The sequence below is a fragment of the Sphingomonas phyllosphaerae FA2 genome (assembly GCF_000427645.1).
GTDB classification, from domain to species: domain Bacteria; phylum Pseudomonadota; class Alphaproteobacteria; order Sphingomonadales; family Sphingomonadaceae; genus Sphingomonas; species Sphingomonas phyllosphaerae.
Window position 1 is genome coordinate 3,762,708 of the sequence record NZ_KE386571.1, and the last position, 19,759, is coordinate 3,782,466.

Below are 19,759 nucleotides of genomic sequence, written 5' to 3' on the forward strand. Positions count from 1 at the left end.
TCGGTCTGCGGGCTGCACGGAAGCAATAGCGACAGCCTTAATGGGAGCGGTGCTGACAGTCCTATGCTGTCCCGCTCATCATCCTTTTCGGGGCAATGCTGTAGTTAGCCGATCGCCCTGTCACTGGGACGGAGGAGCGCAAGCATCGCGGCCGCAGCAAGGACCGCCGCACAGGTTAGAAACTCGGCTGCGGGGCCGAACGCGTCGTAGATCAAACCTCCTCCTGCGCCGCCTGCCATGATAGCGAACTGCACGATAGCCACGAGAAAGCCCCCGCCCGTTTCCGGGCTTTCAGGCATCGCGCGAGTGACCCATGTCCACCATGGGACGTTGGCAGACGTCGCGAATAACCCCCAAAGACCAAGCAACACCGCGACAATCGGCGTTGATGTGCCGAACAAAGTCAGGCCCACGGCAAAGATGGCCATTGCTGCTGGGAAGCTAGCAAGGAGAAGGCGAAGCCGAGTGCCGATGACTCTGCCGATCAAAGACGTTCCGACAAAGCCAGCCACGCCGATCAGCAGCAAAAGTAACGAGATCGTGTTGGTGCCGAGGTGCGTGATCTCTTCGAGATAGGGACGCAAGTAGGTATAGAGCGAGAAATTCCCCATATAGAGCATCGCGCAAGCGATGTAACCAATGAGTATTGGCTTGTTGCGTAGGATCGTCGCCATGCGATCACCAGTTGACCGCTTCTCCTGTGGAAGCCGTGGCATGGCGATCGCCAGCCATATCGTCGCTGCCACAGCCAGCGGCACAACGCAGTAGAATGCCCCTCTCCAGCCAATAAGGCCACCGATGAAACTGCCGGCAGGTGCTCCCACCACGGTGGCCAACGCAGGTCCGCCGTTAATGACAGCAAGAGCCTTGGGCACGGCATTCTCAGGGACAAGGTGCATCGCCACGGCGGCCGACATCGACCAGAATCCGCCGATCGCAACACCCAGAACGATCCGGCCGACCATCAGCATCAGGTAGGTCGGGGCGAAGGCTACAAGCGCTCCGGAGACGATGAGCATCAAGGTCATCAGCAGGAGAACCTTACGACGGTCGGCACTGCCGGCAACCCGCCCGATAAAGAGGGCCGCAGCCATGGCAGACAGGCCCGAAACGGATATCGCCTGTCCAGTCTGACCTTGGGTGAGATGAAGATCAGCGGCAATCGGGGTAAGCAGGCTCATGGGCATGAACTCAGACGCCACCAGCACAAAGCTACACAGCGCCATGGCGAAGATTGCACCCCAGGCGGGGACCTGATCTACGCGGGGGTGTGTGCTCCACGGAGTGGCCGTGATGCTGGCCATATCGATGTTCCTTCAAGATCCGGTCGGCCACCGAGGGGAACCCCGGCAGACGCGACGGCGGCATGGCCAGCACCACCGCTGGGCCCAGCGCAGCAGTGGTGCCGGGAGGGCGGCAAAGGGCAGGTCTAGAGCGGTGCCGGATCAACGGCTCACGCAGCTTAGCGGTCGAGCAGTTTCATCATCTGTTCGGTGTAGCGCTCACCCTGTACCGGGATGCTGGCAAGCACATCTCCGATCTCGCCGCGCTCGGCCGAGGTAAGCTCGACGTGAGCAGCGCCGGCATTTTCCTGAAGACGATGGAGCTTGGTCGTGCCCGGGATCGGGACGATCCAAGGCTTCTGGTCGAGAAGCCAGCCAAGGGCGACCTGTGCGGGGGTGATGCTTTTCCGATCGGCAAGGCTTTGGATAGCGGCGACCAGTCGCTGGTTGGCCTCGCGAGCTTCCCCCTGAAAGCGCGGCAGGGTCTTGCGGATGTCGCCTTCGCCGAAGTCGGTATTGGCGTCGATCTTGCCGCCCAAAAACCCCTTACCGAGCGGACTGAATGGCACGAAGCCGATACCGAGCTCTTCCAGCGTCGGCAGGATTTCGGCTTCCACGTCTCGGGTGAAGAGCGAATATTCGCTCTGGAGCGCCGCAACCGGCTGCACCGCATTGGCGCGGCGGAGCGTCTTAGCGCTTGCCTCCGATAGGCCAAAATGACCGACCTTACCCTCCGCTATTAGGTCGCGGACGGTGCCCGCCACGTCCTCGATGGGAACCGCCGGGTCGACGCGGTGCTGGTAGAATAGGTCGATCCGGTCGGTCTTGAGCCGGCGAAGCGACTGCTCGGCGACAAAGCGGATCCGATCGGGGCTGCTGTCGAGTTCTCCGGTCTTGGCGCTACCGTCCTTCCAGCCAAACTTGGTGGCGATCACCACCTGGTCACGAATGGGGCCCAATGCCTCGCCGACCAGCTGCTCGTTGCCGACATATGCTTCCGCCGTATCGAAGAAGGTAATCCCCTCTTCGTGCGCCGAACGCATCAGGCTGATCGCCTCGGGTGCCGCAAGGCCGGGTCCATATCCGAAGGACAGCCCCATGCACCCGAACCCTAGTTCAGAAACCTGGAGCCCGCCTTTTCCTAGGAAACGCGTCTTCATCTCATGTTCCTTTGTTTGGCGAAGGCACCGCGTGTCCGCTGGTGCGCTTGCGCCGATCAGATCGCGGTGTAGCCACCGTCAGGTGTGATGATCCCGCCGATCATCATGCCGGCGCCCGGACTGCACAGCCACAACACGGCCGACGCGATCTCCTCGACCCGGCCGAGCCGACCGAGGGGGATGCCGTCGACCGTGGCCTGCATCTCCTTGGGATGATCCCGCATCGCTGTCGCGACCATCGGAGTGTCGAAAGCGCCGGGGCAGACGGCGTTGATGCGGATATTTTTGCGCGCATATTCCAGCGCCGCAGCGCGCGTCATGCCGATGACCGCGTGCTTGGACGTGACATAGGCGCCGAGCCCTGGATTGCCGGTAAGGCCATTCTGCGAGGAGCAATTCACGATCGCAGCTGGACCGTCCTGCTCACGCATCTGGCGTAGCTCATGCTTCATGCAGAGCCATGTGCCGCGTAGATTAACAGACATGAGCCGGTCAAAGTCGTCGGTGCTAGCGTCAGCTGTGTCCGCGACCGGCACGTGGATACCTGCATTGTTGAAGGCGAAATCCAGACGCCCGAAGGTATCGACCACCTTGGCGATCATCGCCTCCACCTCCGCTTCCTTCGACACGTCACAGGCGATGCCGATCGCCCTGTCCCCAATGCCTAGGTCAGCAGCCGCATCACGAGCAGCCTCTGCGTCGAGATCAATGATTGCGACAGCGGCGCCAGCTTGGGCGAAGGCTCTTGCTGTTCCAAGCCCGATCCCGGACGCACCGCCCGTCACCAAGGCCACTTTGCCGTCGAACGCCATGTCCATTCGCCTACCTCTATCGCTGTTCGAGTCAGCAGATAGGCGACACGCGGCCCGGCAATTACCCGCTCATTCCGGGTTGAACATATGAGGAGATCTCACCAATCTCTACAAAGCCGCGTGCTTAAAGCCCTAGCGGCTGAAGCTCGCGAATGAGGTCGACCAGCGCCCTCAGTCCTGCCGGGAGCTGGCGCCTGCTCGAATAATAGATGTGAAAGCCTGGACCGGGAGACGCCCAATCCTCCAGAACCAAACGCAGCGAGCCGCGGGCAAGGGCAGCCCGAAAGGCGGGCTCGGGACCATACAAAAGGCCCTGATCCGCCTCGGCCAACCCGATCGCGTAGTTTGTCTCGTCGATGATGAGCCGGCCTGGAACCGCAACCGTCTGCGTTTCCCCCTGCCGCTCCAGCTCCCATTCGTACATGTGCCCCGTCCCGCTGCGAATGCGCAGGCATTGGTGCCGCATCAGATCGCTCGGCACTTCCGGAATCCCGTGGCGTTCAAGATAGGACGGACTGGCGACAACGACCCATCGGATGTCAGCGGATAAACGCTGTGCAATCATATCCTCAGGAACGGTGCCACCATATCGGATGCCGGCATCGAAGCCGCTGTCGATCACATCCAACATGTGATTCGACACAGCGACCTCCAACTCAACGTCGGGATAGCGTTCCGCGAAGGCTGGGATCACAGGGGTGAGAAGATGTGCGGCCGCATCGAGTGGCACGTTCAGCCGGATCAGACCAGTGGGCCGATCCCGGAATCGGTTCAGGTCATCCAGCGCCTGTTCCAGTGCTGAGATCGGCTCAGCGATTCCAGCGAACAGCTGCTCGCCCGCGGCCGTCAGCGTTACGCTACGCGTTGTTCGGTGAAGGAGCCGTATGCCCAAGCGTTCCTCAAACCCTTTCAGGGAATGGCTGAGCGCAGACCCGCTCACCCCGAGGTCGAGCGCCGCACGCCGGAAGCTGCGCCTTCTGGCGACGGCAAGGAAGTAGGTGAGGTCCGCCGTGTTCGAACGAGATAGCTGCATTGATCGTCTCTCCGGGACGTGTCCAAATCAGAGTGTGCCGGATCACCGCGTCATTAGGCCTAGCAGCATTCCCACGCCATGGCCCCAAGTCGTTCTACGCAGACGAGCATTATCGCAAAAGCGCGTGTCGGAGCACGATCTGTCGTTTCGGACCATCGCCATAACATCATCGTTTGTGAGACGGTCGTGGGCCGTGAACTGGAGATGCGCTGACACCGCCTGGAGGCGGCTCAAGAGGCAGAGACAAAACAAGCCTCAAAGGAGCTTCTGCGGTGCCGTTTGGTAGGGTGTCGTTTGGTCTTCCTTGGTCAGAACCCTAGGCGGACCAACGGGCCAATTTGACGCAAAATCTTGACGTTCCTTTTCGGCAAAATCGGACCGGCCAGAGTAGGAACGCTGAGGGTATACCCTAAACGCACCATTATGCGGTGGATATGATCGACCTTGGACTTGAAGCTTCGTTGATGCCGGTCAGTCGCAACGAAGCGGGTGACCGACACAACCTAAGGCTACTTAGAGAAAGACTTTGTATATTGCTCAATGAACTTTTTGGCCGTGAAGTTATGTCCGTCGAGTAGCGCAGCTACACCCGCTACGTCCTTAAACGTGCCGAGTGAAGCTACAGCCCTTCCGAACGAGCGAATTGCGTATCGTAGCGCTTTCAGCTTCTCATCGTCTATTATCCGCATATCAGCAGAGGGCGAGGCCTCCTGCTGAAACCTGCTAACGGGCTCGATCAAGATTGGTGTGTAGGTGCAGGTTGTATCATAATTTCGAAGGAACCAGGAAACGGATCCTAGAAGCTGATTGCAGTGATCCTTTGAGATAAGGCGGCCGTCATTCTTAACACCAGACTTGCACTCGATTACATAAAAATGAAGGCCGCCTACTGCCCAGAGGTTATCGGGGCCGCCATCTCTGTACTCATTGTCAGGCCTCTGAGATCCAAATCCAATCAGCCATCCTAATTCACGGATAGAGGCTTCGAACCGCTCGGTTCGATACTCGTCCCATATTAAATCATCTGCAAGGGCGTTGGCATGGATGACCAACTGGTTCAGATTAATCGAACGCGACGAAATAAATGAAAGGCTTGCCTCGGCTTGAATAGCGGGTGCCATGATGCGGGTGTGAGTTATACCAGCGATTGGCTTGATTACGCGACGATTGTCAGAAACGGCGGATAGTAGGACTGCTTGGGCGGAGGCGGGATCCGTGACCGTCATAGCTTCCGCCAGCTGCTGTTTCAGGTAGCCCTTGATAGAAGGATCACCCTCAAAGTTCACAGCCTGCTGTAGCTTAGCTTCCGCTTGCTTGCTTTGGGACATTGAAAGAAGATCGAACGCCTGTCTTTGTAAAACTATCGACCGACTAACAATGCTGTCTTGGCCTTCGGGGGCATGCGCGAGACGAGACCGTCCGGCTTGCCACCATTGGATGTTGCCATTGATGCAATAGTCTAGAAGTGGGCGAAGTGCGGTGGCTGGCTGGCCCTTGACCTGCTGCGTTACCTCTCGGCCTAAATCTAGCTGCGCGAGCGTCGCGGGGGTGAACATCGTTCGTGCCGAAGGTTGATTGACCCTTTGCGCCAGCCGATTACCCAACAGAAGGACAGCGCAACGATCCTCAGATGACCGCACACCACGTCCCATGCCTTGTTCGACCTTTTGTACTTGGCGGAGCAACTGCAGGTCTGTGCCTTCAAGAACCGAGGACTCAACTCTATCTAGCAGGCCAAGGAACTCCGGAAGACCGTCTATAATCAGGAGGCGACAGGCGTCATCAGGAAGATCAACTCCATCATACCTGTTCACTAAAACAGTGATTCCTACATGCTCGCCTCTCTTTAGACGGTCAACGCCAGCAGCGATCGTGTCGGTTTTTAGGGTCTGACCAGCAACGTCAGACCAGAACACCGCCCGCCTATCCGAAGGCACAATAACCGTGACGTTCTTCGTTCGAGCAACATCGAGTGCCAATGCCTTGATGTCTGTTTCGACAATCTCGGTGTTTATCTCTTGTGGGATCACAATCATGCGATCACCTATCTCGCCGGCCCCTTTTGGCTTGATAGGTGAGGAAACCATCGCTGGATCGGCATCAAGTTTTGTAACGAGCACACCATCGTCGGCGAGTGTTGCCGTCATATAAATCCGGCGCTTTGCGTGCTGGAATGACGCTATCTTTTCGATGGGTACACAGCGGGGAGCTATCTCCAATCCTGTCCCACCAATCGCACACTGGCAGATGGCGATCACGTCCTTGAGGAGGGGCCATTTGAAGAGAAGGCCGTCTTCCTCCCGCTGTGAGTGGAGCAGCGCAATGACCTGTTCACGCTTCTGATGCCAAGCCCAGAACGGGATCAGCATCAAGGCTTGAGGATCGCCATTCTTTAACTCGACTAAGCCCACCTCGGATTGGGCTCTCAGATCATCCTCGAAAATGCGGATGAGCTCGATGAAGACAGGGTGGCCGGCCGGCAGCGTTATGGAGAATTGATCGTCGATTGTCGACAGGCAAGCATGGGCGTCATCTATAACGATGGACCCGATCTGCTTTTTTATGCTGCCGACGCCAAACACGGTCTTCCCGTTGACAAGCTTGTGAATGTTTATGACGAGGATCGCCCGGCCAGTCAGGAACGCTGGATCATCAGCGTCGATAGTGGCACTAATCCCCAGATCCCTTGCCTCTGTCACCACTTGATGAAGGAGGTAATTGTCGGGAACCACATAGACTGCGGGTCCGACGCCCTCATTAAGACAGCTCTGCAACGCCAGTAGTCCAACAAGCATCTTGCCAGAACCAGTGTTCATCTTGATTGTGTTATCGCGCCGTGCTCTCAGCTCAAACCATTTGTCGAGAACCTCTCCTTGGTTCGCAGACGGGAACCGAAAACGTTGATCTCGAACAAGCGTGGTAAAGATTTTACGTGGCTCTAGGACTGGTGCGCCGTTGCCTCCACCCCCGCCGAGTGCATTAAAATCCAGCATTCGTGATCCCCACCTGTTTGATATCCGTCTTGGCTCACCCCAGCCTATCCAGAACCTCCCAAAAGGCCACTCCCCCATGAGCGGATCGAGCCGACCCTCGTATCGGCCATGATGCCGTTCGATGCTGGCTTCGGCGCGATCTATGAGAGCATCCAAGCCGCGGCGGTGGCGGTCGGCCTGCGCTGCCGGAGAGCCGACGACATTTGGGAGCACCCGGAGATCATCCAAGATATCGTGTCGCTGATCGACCACTCGCGAGTGGTGATCTGCGACTGCTCCGGTCGGAATCCCAATGTCTTCTACAAAGCCGGGATCGCGCACACGCTGGGACGCCAGGTCATCCTCATCACGCAGAATGGCGACGACATCCCCTTCGACCTGCGGCACCTCCGCTACATCCACTACCTCAACAACGCGGAGGGGCGAGCAGCTCTTACCGCCATGCTGACCGACCGGCTGCAGACGCTCATTGGCCATTGATCCCCGTTCGAGATCGACACGGGAGCTTGGCTGGTCGCCACGGCTTGCGATCGGGAGCTGCCCGCTATGGCAGCCAGAGTCGTTCACGGGCGTTGTCACCCGGCGCGGTTTCGCTTATTTTACGACGGTGAGGATCATCCGATGAGCGCTGGAAAATTGTCTCCCTCCCTGTCGCTGACCGCCGTGGCGCAGCTGGCGATGATGACGAAGGCCGAGAAGGGGACCTTCAACGCCTTCTTTGCTAACGAGGTCGGGCTGTCGGGCCCGAATACCAAGCCGCTCGAGACCGGCGGCTTCGTCTCGCGGGTGGGGGGCAAGCGCGTCCTGTGGCGCCGAAGGGCCGACAACAATCCCGAGATCCAGACGATCGTTGACGAATCCTATGCCCGCAAAGGGACGAAGGTGCACGCGACGGGATGAGCGACTTCGTCCCGATCGCCTATGACCTCACTGCCGCCGAAACGGAACTCTCCAGCTTCAAGGGCTGGTTCGCCGGACATGGCTTCGTCGGCGAGACTGCGATTGTAGCCGAGATCAAGGCCCGTCCGCAGATGGCGTGCCTGCTCGGCTCGGTGCTTAACATCCCAGCTCCGGACCTCATCAAGTTCGAACTGACGATGAAGGGCATCTTCCGCACCGACCTAGTGCTCGGCAACGACAGCGCTCGCGCGTTCGGGCTGATCGAGTTCGAGCCCGCGGAGGCGAACACCCTCTTCAAGCGCGGCACGGCGCAGTACCGTTATTGGGGGTCGCCGCTCGAGCATGGCTTCGGGCAAGTGATCGACTGGGCGTGGGTAAAGGCCGACCGGCCTGACGATACGCTGCTTGAGAACACGTTCGGCGGTCCGATCGCGAAGAGTGCCTATGCGGTGATCGCCGGCCGCGACGCCGGCATCGTCGGCCCGATGGAGCGTAAGCGTTTCGAGCATCGTCGCCATCTGGTCGCCATCGGCGGGCACCACGCGCAGATCATGACCTATGACGACATGGTCCGTCTGATGGACGAGAGCCTCACGACGATGAAGACCTACATCTAAGCGTCAGGCTCGCGGGCGCATGGCGCCGGGTTCCTCAACTGCCCTATGACCTACAGGGTTATCGTTGGGCGAGTACCGGCGAGGAACGGGTCACAGGAGGCGACGTGCCGGCGATTTTCCTTGATGACAAGAACCTCGGAGCGGCGATCGCGGAGATCGCTCGTGGTGCCGAACTGCGTTGCGCCGTGGCGTTCTGGGGCGCGGGTGCGGTCGAGCACCTCTTCCCGGCGGGCGAGGTGCCCGGCGACGCCCGGGTCATCTGCGACCTGTCGATGGGATCGAGCAACCCGGACGAGCTCCGCGCGATGGGCGCTCCGACCAACCGGCGTCTGAAGCATCTCGTCGGTCTGCACGCCAAAGTCTACATCTCGGGACGCGGCGCAATCATCTGCTCGGCCAATGCGTCGAACAATGGGATTGGCTTCCGGGATGTCGCCGGGCTGGTGGAGGCGGGTGTCCTCCTCGTGCCGGAGACGAGCGGCTACGCGAAGGCGGTCGCGTGGTTCAAGCGAATCTGGCGGCGCTCCGCGCCTGTCGATCCGGCAACGCTCGCGAAGGCAACCGAGGCATGGGACCGGCGGCCGCGGTGGAGCATAAGCAGAGCCTTTCCGATCGCCGAGGGCGCGCCGTCTCTCCTGCGGACGGTCGCCGCCGATCCGTCACGCTATCGCGGGATCGGCTTCGTCTTCACGAACGGACGCGCCGACGAGGAAGAGCGGGACGAAGCCGCGACCGCGCTACAGCGGCAAGACGATTTGCGTGCCGAGAAGCTGCTCGGTCGAGCCGAGCGCCGAAAGCTGAGCAACTGGAACGTCGGTGACCTGTTCACGGGCTGGAGCGAGCAGGACCTCGATGCGTGGCCGCGCCGGTTCATCTGCATTCATCGGCCTCGCGCACGCGCAAGCTACTGGTTCTACCAGCGCGCGCACGAGATCGTGCTCGGCGAGGATCGTGGGGTCGTCTTCGCGGAGCGACCACGCGGTCTGCGGGCGAAGCTCGGCTTCGAGCATGGCCGCGAGGCGATGCTGGCGACCGATGCGCCGCTGCTGGAGCGTCTGTTCGCGCATTGCGAGGAGCAGGGCCACTGGCTCTGCGAGGACGGCGAGCGCCTCGTGCGCTTGATCGAGCAGGTCGGGGCTGACGAGCGCGCCTGACGCAGCAGGCGCCGCCGCGTCACGCCGTGCCTTGCGCTGCGACCTCGGCCATCGGCCGGCACCCAGGAAAGCTCAGATAATCGGACCGGTGCAGCCAGCTCTGATACTGCCCCGTGAAGCCGATCGCGTCGAGCACGATGCGCGTCACGATCTCGCGCGCCCAGACGATATGATCGAGCAGGCGCGCGTCGGGAGCGGGCAGGTCGGGCGCGACCCCGGTATGGACGATGACGTTGCGCGCGTTGGTGACGGCGCGTAGCCAACCGTCCGGCAGATCGCTCGTGACGATCGCGCGGGTGGCTATCAGGTCCTCGACCTTGTCGCGGAACGAGCGGCGGTTCAGCTCGTCGGCCTTGCCGCCCATGCGTGATGGCGCGCCCTCCGCGCGGAGAAAACGACGCACCCGTCCGCGAAGGTCAAGGAACGCATCCCGGTCCATGAAGAGGTCGGGAAGGTCGGAGCGGGCGAGGATGCTCTCAAGCGCGCTCATCGCGTTGATGAGCCGAGACTCCTCGTAGGCGACGGCGGCCGTCATCCAGCGGATAGCGGGCTCGAGCTGCTCAATCGCCGCGGGGCAGTCGTCGAAAGTGTCGACCGCGCGGGCGAAGATCTGGTTCATGAAGAGCATGTCGAACGGCGGCATGTAGGGGGCAGGGGAGGGGCCTCGCCGCACGACTCGCAGGGTCTTCACGCCGTGACGGACCGACAGCTCGTAGATCGGCAGCACGTAGACGCCGCACGCGAACGAGAGGACGCGCGAGATATGAGTCAGGAAGCGCTCGCTCTCGTCCCACCAGCCCGGTACTTCCTGCGCGCCGGCATGGATGGCGATCACCGCCGATGGGGCCTGTGACGGGCGCTCGGCATGGCCGGTGAAGACCAGCCGTCCGAGCCGCGTCTGCCGCTCGATGCCGTGAATGGTCTCGAGCTTGCGGACGTACCAGGCCCGAACATCTTGGTGATCGGGTGGTGCGTCACGGCTGAACGCGGCGAGGCTTGCGTCGGCTCCGAGCTCGACCCGATCGTCGGGCGGGCGGCGCCAGCTGGTGACGTACAGCGCCTCGGTGGCGAACCGCCAGCCATCCGCTGACCGACCTTCGAGCGAGCAGGTCGCTTGTGGCTGGAGCGGCTCGCCTTGTGGGTGGAAGGGAGCACCGGCGCGGCCCGGCCGGATGTCGTCGAGGCTCAAGGTCAGCCCGCCCTCGTCGTCGATGCCGGCGTCGAAGCTGATCGGGACGGCATGATCGCGGAGCGAGATCGTGCCTTCGAAGTGAATGGGATCGAGGATGGGCATAATGCGAGCGGGATACCACGTTTGCCGCCTGGCGCTTCGCACGCGAATGAGAAAAGGCCGGAGAGCCGAAGCTCCCGGGCCGGTCGCCCCGGTCAGAATGGGATGTCGTCGTCCTCGATGTCCTGGGTGGAGCCCTACTGCTGCTGCTGGCGGGACTTGCCGTAGGAGAGGACGTCACTTCATCGGCGATGATCTCGACGCCCAAGGGCGCGGCAGGGGACTGCCAATCGGAGGTGCTCCTACGAGGTTCCCCACGCAATCCTGACTTTCCCGAAACTCCATCTCCATGAGGAGATTTCGATAAAACCGATTTGGGGACAGATTTCGGGAAACCCCATACCCCGGCGGCGGAAAGCTGACAGAGTGGCGAGGGCCATCCAGTCGTCCTTCGTTTGTGGGACACTCGCCAGCGGAAACCTGCAATGCCCCGACACCGCCCCGCGTGCGCACCTAGATCGCGGCCTGCCGTCCCGAAGTTCATTCGAGCGGCTCCTGCGGCTAAAATCAGTTCAAGGTTGCGATCGGGTGAAAGAAACCTGAATCTATCCAGTCCTTTGCGTGTTCTGCGAAGTCTCGAACATGTGGCGCGACACAGTGCGCGTCGAAGCTGGTACGGTTGCTCCATTCTTCCAGGATCACAAAACGCCGCGGCTCGTCGAGGTCCTGGTGCAGCTCGTATCGTATGAAGCCTGCCTCTTTCTCTGTTTTCGGGATCAGCTCCTGGATGGCCTGGCGAAGAGCCTCTTCGCAGCCAGGTTTTGCCACGTTGATGGCCACGCAGCGAACGTGATTATCAACCGAATTCGTCATTGGCTGTATTCCTCTTTAGTTCGAACATCGGCCTGCCTTCGTCCACCGACGGCGATTGCGGCCGAGAGCATCGACGATGAAGGCCGGCCACCGCGCCCGAATGGGTGTAGCCGGCGTATCTTCGTCCCACTTCGGCAGAGCGCTGTAGTCACGCGATCGTCGGCAGCTGGTCGAGATGCTTATCGAGCGTCATCGGGTATTCGCGGACGCGAACCCCGGTGGCATTGTAGATCGCGTTAGCGATCGCAGGGGCGACGCCAGACAGGCCGAGCTCGCCGACGCCCTTGGCCTTCACTGGCGACATGGTCGCGTCGATCTCGTCCACGAAATAGGCATCGAGATGCGGTACGTCGGCATGAACCGGCACCTCGTAGCCGGCGAGATCGTGGTTGACGAAGAAGCCAAAGCGGGTGTCCACCGCCATCTCTTCCATCAGTGCCGCGCCTATCCCCATCGTCATGCCACCAATCACCTGACTGCGCGCGGTCAGCGGGTTGAGGATGCGGCCGCCCGCGCAAACCGCCAGCATCCGGCGCACCCGGGTGACACCGGTGAAGCGATCGACTGCCACCTCGGCGAAGTGCGCACCGAAGGTCTGCTGCTCAAAGCGTTTGGCAAGATCGCCATATTCCATGCTGTCCTCAGCCACGACGTCGCCCTGGCGCGCTGCGTCCGTCAGCGGCACCGAACGTTCACCCGACCGCACCTGGCCGTCCGAGAAGTCGACATCCCCGCTGTTGAAGCCGAGACGTTGCGCGATCGTCTCGCGCAGCTTCATGCAGGCCGCGTAAACGCCAGCGGTCGACGATGCTGCACCAAGCTGACCACCCGACCCGGGCGTCATCGGGAAGGTGGAGTCGCCAAGCTTCGCGTTCACCCGTTCGATGGGCACACCCATCATCTCGGCCGCAGTCTGCGCGATGATGGTGTAGCTGCCGGTCCCAAGGTCGGTCATGTCGGTCTCGACGGTGACGATGCCGGCGCGATCAAGCCTAACGCGGGCACCAGCCTTGGCGATTGGCGCACCACGGATGGCCGCAGCCATGCCCATGCCGATCAGCCAGCGACCGTCACGACGGCTGGCCGGCGCGGTAGGGCGATCCTGCCACCCGAAACGTCGCGCGCCTTCCTCCAGGCATTGCACGAACGGCCGGGAAGAGAAGCGGCGCTCCGGCTTCTCCGGATCGTGCTGGATGTCATTGAGGACGCGGAGCCGCACCGGGTCCATGCCGAGTTTCTCCGCCAACTCGTCCATCGCGATTTCGAGCGCCATCATCCCCGGCGCCTCGCCCGGCGCGCGCAGGGCATTGCCCTCCGCTAGGTCGAGCCTGGCGAGGTAGCGCTGGAACAGCCTGTTCTCGCCACCATAAAGGAAGCGAGTGCCGAGAGCGGTCGGCTCGGTACGACCGCCGGGCTGATTGCCCGACCAGCTATCATGGCTGACGGCGGTGAGTTTCCCGTCACGTCCGGCCGCTAGCCTGATCCGCTGGATCGTCTTGGGACGATGCGTGGTGTTGTTGAACATGAGCGGTCGCTGGAGCGCCAGCTTGACCGGCCGCCCTGCTTGGCGTGCGGCCACCGCTGCCAGCGCCAGATCACTCTGGGTCGTCCCCTTGCCGCCAAAGCCTCCGCCGATGAACGGGGTGATGAGGCGGATGTTGTCCTTGGGCACGCCGATGATCATGCCGAGATCGCGCTTGCCCATGTCGAGCTGCTGAATCGGGCTCCAGCAGGTCAGCTTGTCGCCGTCCCAGCGCGCGATCGTGGCGTGCGGCTCCATCATCGCATGGGCCTGATCCGGCGTGGTGTAGGTCTCGTCGACCTTCACCGGCGCTGCCGCAAAAGCGCGCTCGAAGTTGCCGACCCGGATAACGGGCGGACCGCCAAACTCCTCCGTGGGGCTAGGTGGGGCGGTGTCCTTGGAGGCGGCCAAATCGTAGCTGCCCTTCTCACGAGCGTAATCGACCCGGATCAGGGCAGACGCTGCACGCGCCTGCTCGAACGTTTCTGCTACAACCACAGCGACGGCCTGATGGTAATTGTCGACCTGAGGCCCCGCGAGCATCCGCTGCACGAAGAAGCCACCCGTCTTGAGGGGTTTCACGGTCTTGTACGTCACGATGGTGATGACGCCTGGGGCCGCGCGGGCGGCAGATGTATCGATGCTGTTGATGCGCCCTTTGGCCACAGCCGCGCCGAGGATGTAGCCGTAAGCCAGGTCCGGTCCGGCATCCTGGAACTCGGCCGCGTACTTGGCGCGACCCGTCGTCTTCAGGGGGCCCTCGACGTGGGTATGCGCTTTGCCAAGAACAGCCATACGATCGGTCGGATTGGCGCCCGCTGGGGTGTCGAACTTCATGCGGCCCTCGCTTCGCTGATAACAGCCGCCAGGGTTCGCTCGACCAGCGGCACCTTGAAGGCGTTCTCGTGTGTGGGTCGGGCGCCTGCGAGCAATCGGCTCGCGATCGCCTGAGGGCCCTGCGGCATTGCCGCATCGGCAGCCTCGATGCGCCACGGCTTGTGAGCGACACCGCCTACCGCCACGCGGCCAGTGCCGTCCCGCTGGATCACGGCCGCGACCGATACGAGAGCAAACGCATAGGACGCCCGATCGCGAACCTTCTCGTAGACGTGCTCGCCCCCGAGCGGCCGCGGTAGGGTCACGGCGGTGATAAACTCGCCCGCCTTCAGGTTCGTATCGATGTGCGGCGTGTCGCCGGGCAAGCGGTGGAAGTCAGCGATGGGAATGGTCCGGGTCTGGCCGGCGCCGTCGACCGTCTCAACGGTCGCATCGAGGACACGCATTGCTACCGCCATGTCGGAGGGATGCGTGGCGATGCACTTGTCGCTCGACCCGATCACCGCGAGCTGGCGCGAATAGCCGCCGATGGCCGCGCAGCCGGAGCCCGGCTTGCGTTTATTGCAGGCCTGGTTGGTGTCGTAAAAGTAGGGGCACCGGGTGCGCTGAAGCAGATTGCCCGCCGTCGTCGCCTTGTTGCGGAGCTGGCCGCTCGCGCCGGCCAGCAAAGCACGAGACAGAACGCCGTAATCCCGGCGGATCCGCATGTCGGCCGCGAGCGCCGTGTTGCTCACGAGCGCGCCGATCCGCACGCCTCCCTCTCGGGTCTTCTCGATCTTGTCGAAGCCAAGCCCGTTGACGTCGATCAGATGGGTAGGGGTCTCCACCTCGATCTTCATCAGGTCGAGAAGGTTGGTGCCGCCAGCGATGAACCTGGCTCCTTGCACCGAGCCCGCCTTGGCTGCGGCATCCTGGACAGACGTCGCGCGCTCGAAGGTGAACGCCTTCATGCGCGCGCTCCCGCCACTTCGGCCATCGCTTCAGCGATGTTTGAATAGGCGCCGCAGCGGCAGATATTGCCGCTCATGCGCTCGCGCATCTCCGCGCCGGTTGCGCGCGGACGGTCGGTGAGGTTGGCGGAGACGTGGCTGGGAACGCCGCGCTTGATCTCGTCCAGAACCGCTACAGCCGAGCAAATCTGACCCGGCGTGCAGTAGCCGCATTGATAGCCGTCGTGCTTCACGAAGGCAGCCTGCATCGGGTGAAGCTTCTCGGGCGACCCCAGCCCCTCGATCGTCGTGATCGTGTCGCCCTCGTGCATCGCGGCAAGCGTCAGGCACGAGTTGATCCGCACGCCGCCCACCAACACCGTGCAGGCACCACACTGACCGTGATCACAGCCCTTCTTTGTACCTGTCAGGTGTAGATGCTCGCGAAGCGCATCCAACAGGGTGGTGCGCGGGTCGAGTGATAGGTGCTCGGCCTTACCATTGACCTCAAAAGACACCGGTATTGTCGGCGTGCTCGCGCCTGTTGTCGCGTTCTCGCTCGCAGCCAGGACCGGCGCGGAAACACCAATTGCGGTGACGGCGCCAACCGTTAGAACACCGCGCCTGGAAAGCTCCAGCTCGGAGGGGTTGGACATGGTACAGCTTCCTTCCCGCAAGCACGATCGCGCCCACGTTGATGAGTTGCTCGAGAGTTAAGTGGCGGCCTCGCAAGACCTTCTAGCGTGAGTAACTCATTCGAGAGCTATTTGCGTCGCGCATGTCGTTCAATGCAGCGGTGAAAATATCGCACCATGCCAGGCGGAAGCTGGTCGACAGCAGATCTAGCTGCGTGGATTCGAGACCAAGGGAGATTGCCGTAGCCAACTTCGGTCTGCAAGCTGACCTTCTAGAAAGATCGTAAGAGCGGTTCGCGAGAGGGAGAAGAGGCGCAATCCTCGCATTCCAACGTAACCGGCCGCGGGCCTTTGATCGACGACTGCGTCTGAAAGCATTGGCAGGCGGACAAGCGTCCAGTCCAGATCGCTTGCCTGGATCACCGCAGCAGCGCCGATGATATCATCATAGGCCGACCGTTGCAGTGTTCGGATCAACGCAACAGCAAGGGTGAAGGGTAATGAGAAGCGGTCCTGAGGATCGGCAACGCTGGGGGTCGATGTTGCGACCAACCGGCGAACGCCGTGACGCTGCATCGCATCGACAATCAGCCGCATACCCGCCGTTATGGGTCTGCCTGATGAGCCAGCGACAGGTCCCAACACGCTGATAACCGCGTCACAGCCGATGATCGCCTGCTCGATCCGCTCTGGCTCATCAAGTCGCCCTTGCACCATCTCGAGGCGGTGATCGTGGAGCGGCATCTTGTCGGGATTTCGCGCATAGACGGTCACCGTGTGTCCGGCGTCAATCAGGCGACGCACGAGCAGTACGCCTGTTTTACCCGTTGCTCCAAAGACGGATACCTTCATGCCCGCGCCTCCGCGCCACGGTGGAAGACGTTGTCGAGGGCCGCCGCTATTGCGTCCTCGCTCTGGCCGCCAACCAGCTCCAGTCCGCTAGCGAAAACGAAGTGCGGCACCGATCGCACACCCGACGTGCTGGAGCGACGCGCATCTGCTTCTGTCTCCAGCAGTTCGCGCTCGTTCTCGCATAGCGCGCGCACCTCACCGGAGCCGAAGCCATATCGCCCCGCCACGTCGGCGAGCACATCCACGGCCGAAATGTCCCGAGCGTCGAGGAAGTACGCTTTGATCAGGGCGACAGACAGACCGTGCTGGGTCCCCCGCGACCGTGCATGGCGGATGAGGGTTTGTGCAGCTTGCGTGCGGTAAACGCGCGGTTGGCGCCGTAAATCAAGATCAAGGCCTGATAGGCGTGCTTCTGCTTCCGGCCGCGCCCATGCCTGGGCCGGATCGGTGATGCCGTAGCGCGAGCGTAGCATGTCGACGATCGCCATGCCTTCTGGTGGACAGTCAGGCAGCAGCAAAACAGGATGGTGTACGATGTCGGCTTCAACCTGAGGGAAGCGCTCCGCCAGCACCTTCTCGAGGCGATGCTGCCCAATGAGGCACCAAGGGCAACTGATATCCGTGTAGAGATCGATCGTAGTGATAGTCATGGTATATCCGCCGGGCTACTTCTGTTCGTTACACTAGATTGATACCTGGACGGAGAGCTCGCAAGGAGGCACATCGATGACCGCAGCGAACATCGCTGTTCCCGACACCACGCAGGAATTGCCGCGATGCCGGGAGCTTGCCCCGATCTTGGCCAGGATCGGAGACAAATGGACGGTGCTGGTGGTCGGCGCGCTGGCGGGAGGACCTCTGCGCTACAATGCTCTGCGGCGCACGGTTGAAGGCATCTCGCAGAGGATGCTCACGCTGACGCTGAAGGGGCTTGTCGAGGACGGGCTGGTATTGCGAACACTTTACCCAACGATCCCGCCACGGGTCGACTACGAGCTGACGCCGCTCGGCCGTACCCTGATCGATCCGCTGGTTGCCCTGTTTGAGTGGGCACGCGATCATCGCGCCGAAATTGAAACCGCTCGTGCCGCCGCTAGGACGGATGAGGGAGCAGCGGAGCGCGCAGCGCTTCCTTGAGGGCAACCTGCCCGAGGCACGCCCTAACGCGCGGCAGCCTCGGGCGATCACGGCCGCTCAGGCGGCCATGAAGGTGCCGTTGTCGACTACGAGGACGCGGCCAGTGACTGCCTTGCTCATGTCGCTCGCGAAGAAGAGGATGGCGTTCGCCTGCTCGTCTGCGGTGGTGTCCTTGATATCGGTGTTGCCGTAGATCTCGTTGAACGGGAACATCGATCCCTCGTCCATCTCTCCGCCACGAGCCTTCTTCGTCATGGGCGTGTCGACGAAGCCGGGCGCGACGGCGTTGCACCGGATACCCGTGCCGGTGAAACGGACCGCGATGCTTTTGGTCATCGTGTTCACCGCGCCCTTGGTCGAGGTGTAGGCAAGGCCACAGAGCGGCAGCGAGCCGTTGATCGATGTGACGTTAACGATCGCACCTTCGCCGCGGGGCATGAAGTGCTGAACGGCTTCGCGGCAATGGCGAAACACGCTGCCGAAATTGGCCTGCACCACCTTGTCGAAGTGTTCGTCGGTGGTTTCCTCGATCGCCATCATCTCGCCCATGCCGGCGTTGTTGACGAGGATGTCCACTCGCCCGAACGCCTCGACGGCCTTGATGAAGGTGAGTTTGGGCGCCAGCGGATCGGATGAGTCAGCGTTGACGCCAATGATCCGGCCACCCGAACGCCCAAGGTCGGTGACAAGCTGATCCAGTTTCTCCTGACGGCGTCCGGTCGCGACGACGTTGGCACCATGCCGCAGGAACAGTTCGGCCGTGGCCCGACCGATGCCCTCGGTCGCACCGGTGATAATGGCGGTCTTGCCCTCGAGTAGCTTGGTCATCTGGAATTCCTCATGATGCTGGGTGGCGACAGCCTGCGCTCGGGCTGTCGCAAAGGGAGTCAGTTCGCGGAAAAGCCGCCGTCGATGGCGAGATACGCGCCGTGGACGAAGCGTGCGGCCGGACTGGAAAGCCACAATACCGCGGCTGCCACCTCTTCGGGCTTGCCGACGCGTCCGATGACCTGGAAGCGCTTGATTTCCTCCATGGCCTCAGGCTGCGTTTCCAGCATGGAGGCGACCATGGGAGTCTCGATCATGCCGGGGCAGACGGCGTTGATCTGAATGCCCCGCGAGGCGTAGGTCAGGGCGGTGCTGCGGGTGATGCCGATTACGCCATGCTTGGTTGCGGTGTAGGCGTCGAGATCGGCGGTGCCTACGAGACCTCCGACTGAGGCGCAGTTGACGATCGCCCCGCTTCCCTGCGCCCGCATGTGCTTCAGCTCGTGCTTCATGCTCGCCCAAAGGCCCCGCAGGTTGATCGCGACGACGCGATCGAATTCTTCCGCGGGCTGATCGGCAATGTCCTGCTTGGGAGCCTGCACACCAGCGTTGTTGTAGGCGAAGTCGAGCCGCCCGAATGCTGAGACGGTCTTGTCGATTGCCGCGGCGACCTGAGCCTCGTCCGAGACGTCGCAAACGACGCCCATTGCCCGGTAGCCTGCTTCGTTGATCTTCTCGGCTGCCGCGTGGACTTTGTCCTCGTCGATGTCAGCCAGCATGACGGCCGCCCCTGATTGGGCATAACCGCATGCCGCAGCGAAGCCGATGCCTTGCTGTGCACCAGTAACGAAGGCGACCTTGCTGGTGAAGTCGTAGGTCACCCCGGTTCCGAAGTCGAAGAGGCTTGTCATAAAATGCTCCTGATACTCTGTTGATTTCTGGGCGGTGCCGAACCCACAGATCGCCAGATTTTACGCAATGCGCTTATCGCACGAAGACGATATCGCTTCGTGTTGTGACATT

19 protein-coding genes are annotated in these 19,759 nt (G+C 61.7%); 5 read left to right on the forward strand and 14 right to left on the reverse strand.

All coding sequences use genetic code 11. From position 1 onward, the window contains the following. Positions 1 to 104 precede the first annotated feature (104 nt). The 5 genes from SPHPH_RS0118160 to SPHPH_RS0118180 all read right to left on the reverse strand — a co-directional run bounded on the left by SPHPH_RS0118160 (position 105) and on the right by SPHPH_RS0118180 (position 7,281). The gene (locus SPHPH_RS0118160) at positions 105 to 1,304 is read right to left on the reverse strand and encodes an MFS transporter (protein WP_051273153.1); all 1,200 of its coding nucleotides are present in this window, start codon (positions 1,302 to 1,304) and stop codon (positions 105 to 107) included. 158 nt (positions 1,305 to 1,462) lie between these two features. Continuing rightward, positions 1,463 to 2,443, reverse strand: coding sequence for an aldo/keto reductase (locus tag SPHPH_RS0118165; RefSeq protein WP_028967965.1), 981 nt, complete (start codon positions 2,441 to 2,443; stop codon positions 1,463 to 1,465). 56 nt (positions 2,444 to 2,499) lie between these two features. Next, entirely contained in the window at positions 2,500 to 3,255 is a 756-nt protein-coding gene (locus tag SPHPH_RS0118170; protein ID WP_238303233.1) for a glucose 1-dehydrogenase, read from the reverse strand. A 124-nt stretch (positions 3,256 to 3,379) separates the two neighbouring features. Beyond that, positions 3,380 to 4,288: a LysR family transcriptional regulator gene (locus tag SPHPH_RS0118175; RefSeq protein ID WP_028967967.1), complete on the reverse strand. Its 909-nt coding sequence runs from the start codon at positions 4,286 to 4,288 to the stop codon at positions 3,380 to 3,382. A 509-nt stretch (positions 4,289 to 4,797) separates the two neighbouring features. Further along, a complete protein-coding gene (locus tag SPHPH_RS0118180; RefSeq protein WP_028967968.1) occupies positions 4,798 to 7,281 on the reverse strand; it encodes a helicase C-terminal domain-containing protein in 2,484 nt (827 codons plus the stop codon). 108 nt (positions 7,282 to 7,389) lie between these two features. Here SPHPH_RS0118180 and SPHPH_RS0118185 point away from each other — a divergent pair, with 108 nt between their 5' ends. The 4 genes from SPHPH_RS0118185 to SPHPH_RS0118200 all read left to right on the forward strand — a co-directional run bounded on the left by SPHPH_RS0118185 (position 7,390) and on the right by SPHPH_RS0118200 (position 9,952). Then, positions 7,390 to 7,761, forward strand: coding sequence for a hypothetical protein (locus SPHPH_RS0118185; protein ID WP_028967969.1), 372 nt, complete (start codon positions 7,390 to 7,392; stop codon positions 7,759 to 7,761). A 66-nt stretch (positions 7,762 to 7,827) separates the two neighbouring features. After that, positions 7,828 to 8,181: a hypothetical protein gene (locus tag SPHPH_RS0118190; protein WP_156026111.1), complete on the forward strand. Its 354-nt coding sequence runs from the start codon at positions 7,828 to 7,830 to the stop codon at positions 8,179 to 8,181. Further along, positions 8,178 to 8,798, forward strand: coding sequence for a Shedu anti-phage system protein SduA domain-containing protein (locus tag SPHPH_RS0118195; RefSeq protein WP_028967971.1), 621 nt, complete (start codon positions 8,178 to 8,180; stop codon positions 8,796 to 8,798). The genes SPHPH_RS0118190 and SPHPH_RS0118195 overlap by 4 nt, the downstream gene beginning before the upstream one ends. A 104-nt stretch (positions 8,799 to 8,902) precedes the next feature. Next, positions 8,903 to 9,952, forward strand: a complete 1,050-nt coding sequence (locus tag SPHPH_RS0118200; RefSeq protein ID WP_028967972.1) for a phospholipase D family protein — start codon at positions 8,903 to 8,905, stop codon at positions 9,950 to 9,952. A gap of 19 nt (positions 9,953 to 9,971) precedes the next feature. Here SPHPH_RS0118200 and SPHPH_RS0118205 read toward each other — a convergent pair whose 3' ends face one another. From SPHPH_RS0118205 to SPHPH_RS0118230, 7 genes are all read right to left on the reverse strand, one after another. Further along, positions 9,972 to 11,141: a hypothetical protein gene (locus SPHPH_RS0118205; protein WP_156026113.1), complete on the reverse strand. Its 1,170-nt coding sequence runs from the start codon at positions 11,139 to 11,141 to the stop codon at positions 9,972 to 9,974. Positions 11,142 to 11,750: 609 nt separating this feature from the next. Then, positions 11,751 to 12,056, reverse strand: a complete 306-nt coding sequence (locus tag SPHPH_RS0118210) for a putative quinol monooxygenase (protein WP_028967974.1) — start codon at positions 12,054 to 12,056, stop codon at positions 11,751 to 11,753. 148 nt (positions 12,057 to 12,204) lie between these two features. Continuing rightward, positions 12,205 to 14,415: an aldehyde oxidoreductase molybdenum-binding subunit PaoC gene (gene paoC, locus SPHPH_RS0118215; protein WP_028967975.1), complete on the reverse strand. Its 2,211-nt coding sequence runs from the start codon at positions 14,413 to 14,415 to the stop codon at positions 12,205 to 12,207. Next, positions 14,412 to 15,365, reverse strand: a complete 954-nt coding sequence (locus SPHPH_RS0118220) for an FAD binding domain-containing protein (RefSeq protein WP_028967976.1) — start codon at positions 15,363 to 15,365, stop codon at positions 14,412 to 14,414. The genes paoC and SPHPH_RS0118220 overlap by 4 nt, the downstream gene beginning before the upstream one ends. Continuing rightward, positions 15,362 to 16,000 carry an aldehyde dehydrogenase iron-sulfur subunit PaoA gene (gene paoA / locus SPHPH_RS0118225; protein ID WP_028967977.1) on the reverse strand — a complete coding sequence of 213 codons (639 nt, stop codon included), beginning with the start codon at positions 15,998 to 16,000 and terminating at the stop codon, positions 15,362 to 15,364. The genes SPHPH_RS0118220 and paoA overlap by 4 nt, the downstream gene beginning before the upstream one ends. A 186-nt stretch (positions 16,001 to 16,186) precedes the next feature. After that, a complete protein-coding gene (locus tag SPHPH_RS20915) occupies positions 16,187 to 16,831 on the reverse strand; it encodes an NAD(P)-dependent oxidoreductase (protein WP_081668695.1) in 645 nt (214 codons plus the stop codon). Then, entirely contained in the window at positions 16,828 to 17,481 is a 654-nt protein-coding gene (locus SPHPH_RS0118230) for a DsbA family oxidoreductase (protein ID WP_028967978.1), read from the reverse strand. The genes SPHPH_RS20915 and SPHPH_RS0118230 overlap by 4 nt, the downstream gene beginning before the upstream one ends. Before the next feature lie 76 nt (positions 17,482 to 17,557). Between SPHPH_RS0118230 and SPHPH_RS0118235 the strand changes: the two genes are divergently transcribed. Then, on the forward strand, positions 17,558 to 17,968 hold the full coding sequence (locus SPHPH_RS0118235; RefSeq protein ID WP_028967979.1) for a winged helix-turn-helix transcriptional regulator: 411 nt from the start codon (positions 17,558 to 17,560) through the stop codon (positions 17,966 to 17,968). Positions 17,969 to 18,025: 57 nt separating this feature from the next. Here the strand turns inward: SPHPH_RS0118235 and SPHPH_RS0118240 are convergent, their stop codons facing one another. Together SPHPH_RS0118240 and SPHPH_RS0118245 are read right to left on the reverse strand one after the other, a co-directional pair. Beyond that, entirely contained in the window at positions 18,026 to 18,796 is a 771-nt protein-coding gene (locus tag SPHPH_RS0118240; RefSeq protein ID WP_028967980.1) for an SDR family NAD(P)-dependent oxidoreductase, read from the reverse strand. 59 nt (positions 18,797 to 18,855) lie between these two features. Further along, positions 18,856 to 19,647, reverse strand: coding sequence for an SDR family NAD(P)-dependent oxidoreductase (locus tag SPHPH_RS0118245; RefSeq protein ID WP_037488850.1), 792 nt, complete (start codon positions 19,645 to 19,647; stop codon positions 18,856 to 18,858). Between the last annotated feature and the right edge of the window lie 112 nt (positions 19,648 to 19,759).

What these genes read in the sequence shown, in the direction of transcription:
- SPHPH_RS0118160 (WP_051273153.1), bottom strand. Translation starts at nt 1,304, where the DNA reads ATGGCCAGCATCACGGCCACTCCGTGGAGCACACACCCCCGCGTAGAT.
- SPHPH_RS0118165 (WP_028967965.1), bottom strand. Translation starts at nt 2,443, where the DNA reads ATGAAGACGCGTTTCCTAGGAAAAGGCGGGCTCCAGGTTTCTGAACTA.
- SPHPH_RS0118170 (WP_238303233.1), bottom strand. Translation starts at nt 3,255, where the DNA reads ATGGCGTTCGACGGCAAAGTGGCCTTGGTGACGGGCGGTGCGTCCGGG.
- SPHPH_RS0118175 (WP_028967967.1), bottom strand. Translation starts at nt 4,288, where the DNA reads ATGCAGCTATCTCGTTCGAACACGGCGGACCTCACCTACTTCCTTGCC.
- SPHPH_RS0118180 (WP_028967968.1), bottom strand. Translation starts at nt 7,281, where the DNA reads ATGCTGGATTTTAATGCACTCGGCGGGGGTGGAGGCAACGGCGCACCA.
- SPHPH_RS0118185 (WP_028967969.1), top strand. Translation starts at nt 7,390, where the DNA reads ATGATGCCGTTCGATGCTGGCTTCGGCGCGATCTATGAGAGCATCCAA.
- SPHPH_RS0118190 (WP_156026111.1), top strand. Translation starts at nt 7,828, where the DNA reads ATGGCAGCCAGAGTCGTTCACGGGCGTTGTCACCCGGCGCGGTTTCGC.
- SPHPH_RS0118195 (WP_028967971.1), top strand. Translation starts at nt 8,178, where the DNA reads ATGAGCGACTTCGTCCCGATCGCCTATGACCTCACTGCCGCCGAAACG.
- SPHPH_RS0118210 (WP_028967974.1), bottom strand. Translation starts at nt 12,056, where the DNA reads ATGACGAATTCGGTTGATAATCACGTTCGCTGCGTGGCCATCAACGTG.
- paoC (WP_028967975.1), bottom strand. Translation starts at nt 14,415, where the DNA reads ATGAAGTTCGACACCCCAGCGGGCGCCAATCCGACCGATCGTATGGCT.
- SPHPH_RS0118220 (WP_028967976.1), bottom strand. Translation starts at nt 15,365, where the DNA reads ATGAAGGCGTTCACCTTCGAGCGCGCGACGTCTGTCCAGGATGCCGCA.
- paoA (WP_028967977.1), bottom strand. Translation starts at nt 16,000, where the DNA reads ATGTCCAACCCCTCCGAGCTGGAGCTTTCCAGGCGCGGTGTTCTAACG.
- SPHPH_RS20915 (WP_081668695.1), bottom strand. Translation starts at nt 16,831, where the DNA reads ATGAAGGTATCCGTCTTTGGAGCAACGGGTAAAACAGGCGTACTGCTC.
- SPHPH_RS0118230 (WP_028967978.1), bottom strand. Translation starts at nt 17,481, where the DNA reads ATGACTATCACTACGATCGATCTCTACACGGATATCAGTTGCCCTTGG.
- SPHPH_RS0118235 (WP_028967979.1), top strand. Translation starts at nt 17,558, where the DNA reads ATGACCGCAGCGAACATCGCTGTTCCCGACACCACGCAGGAATTGCCG.
- SPHPH_RS0118240 (WP_028967980.1), bottom strand. Translation starts at nt 18,796, where the DNA reads ATGACCAAGCTACTCGAGGGCAAGACCGCCATTATCACCGGTGCGACC.
- SPHPH_RS0118245 (WP_037488850.1), bottom strand. Translation starts at nt 19,647, where the DNA reads ATGACAAGCCTCTTCGACTTCGGAACCGGGGTGACCTACGACTTCACC.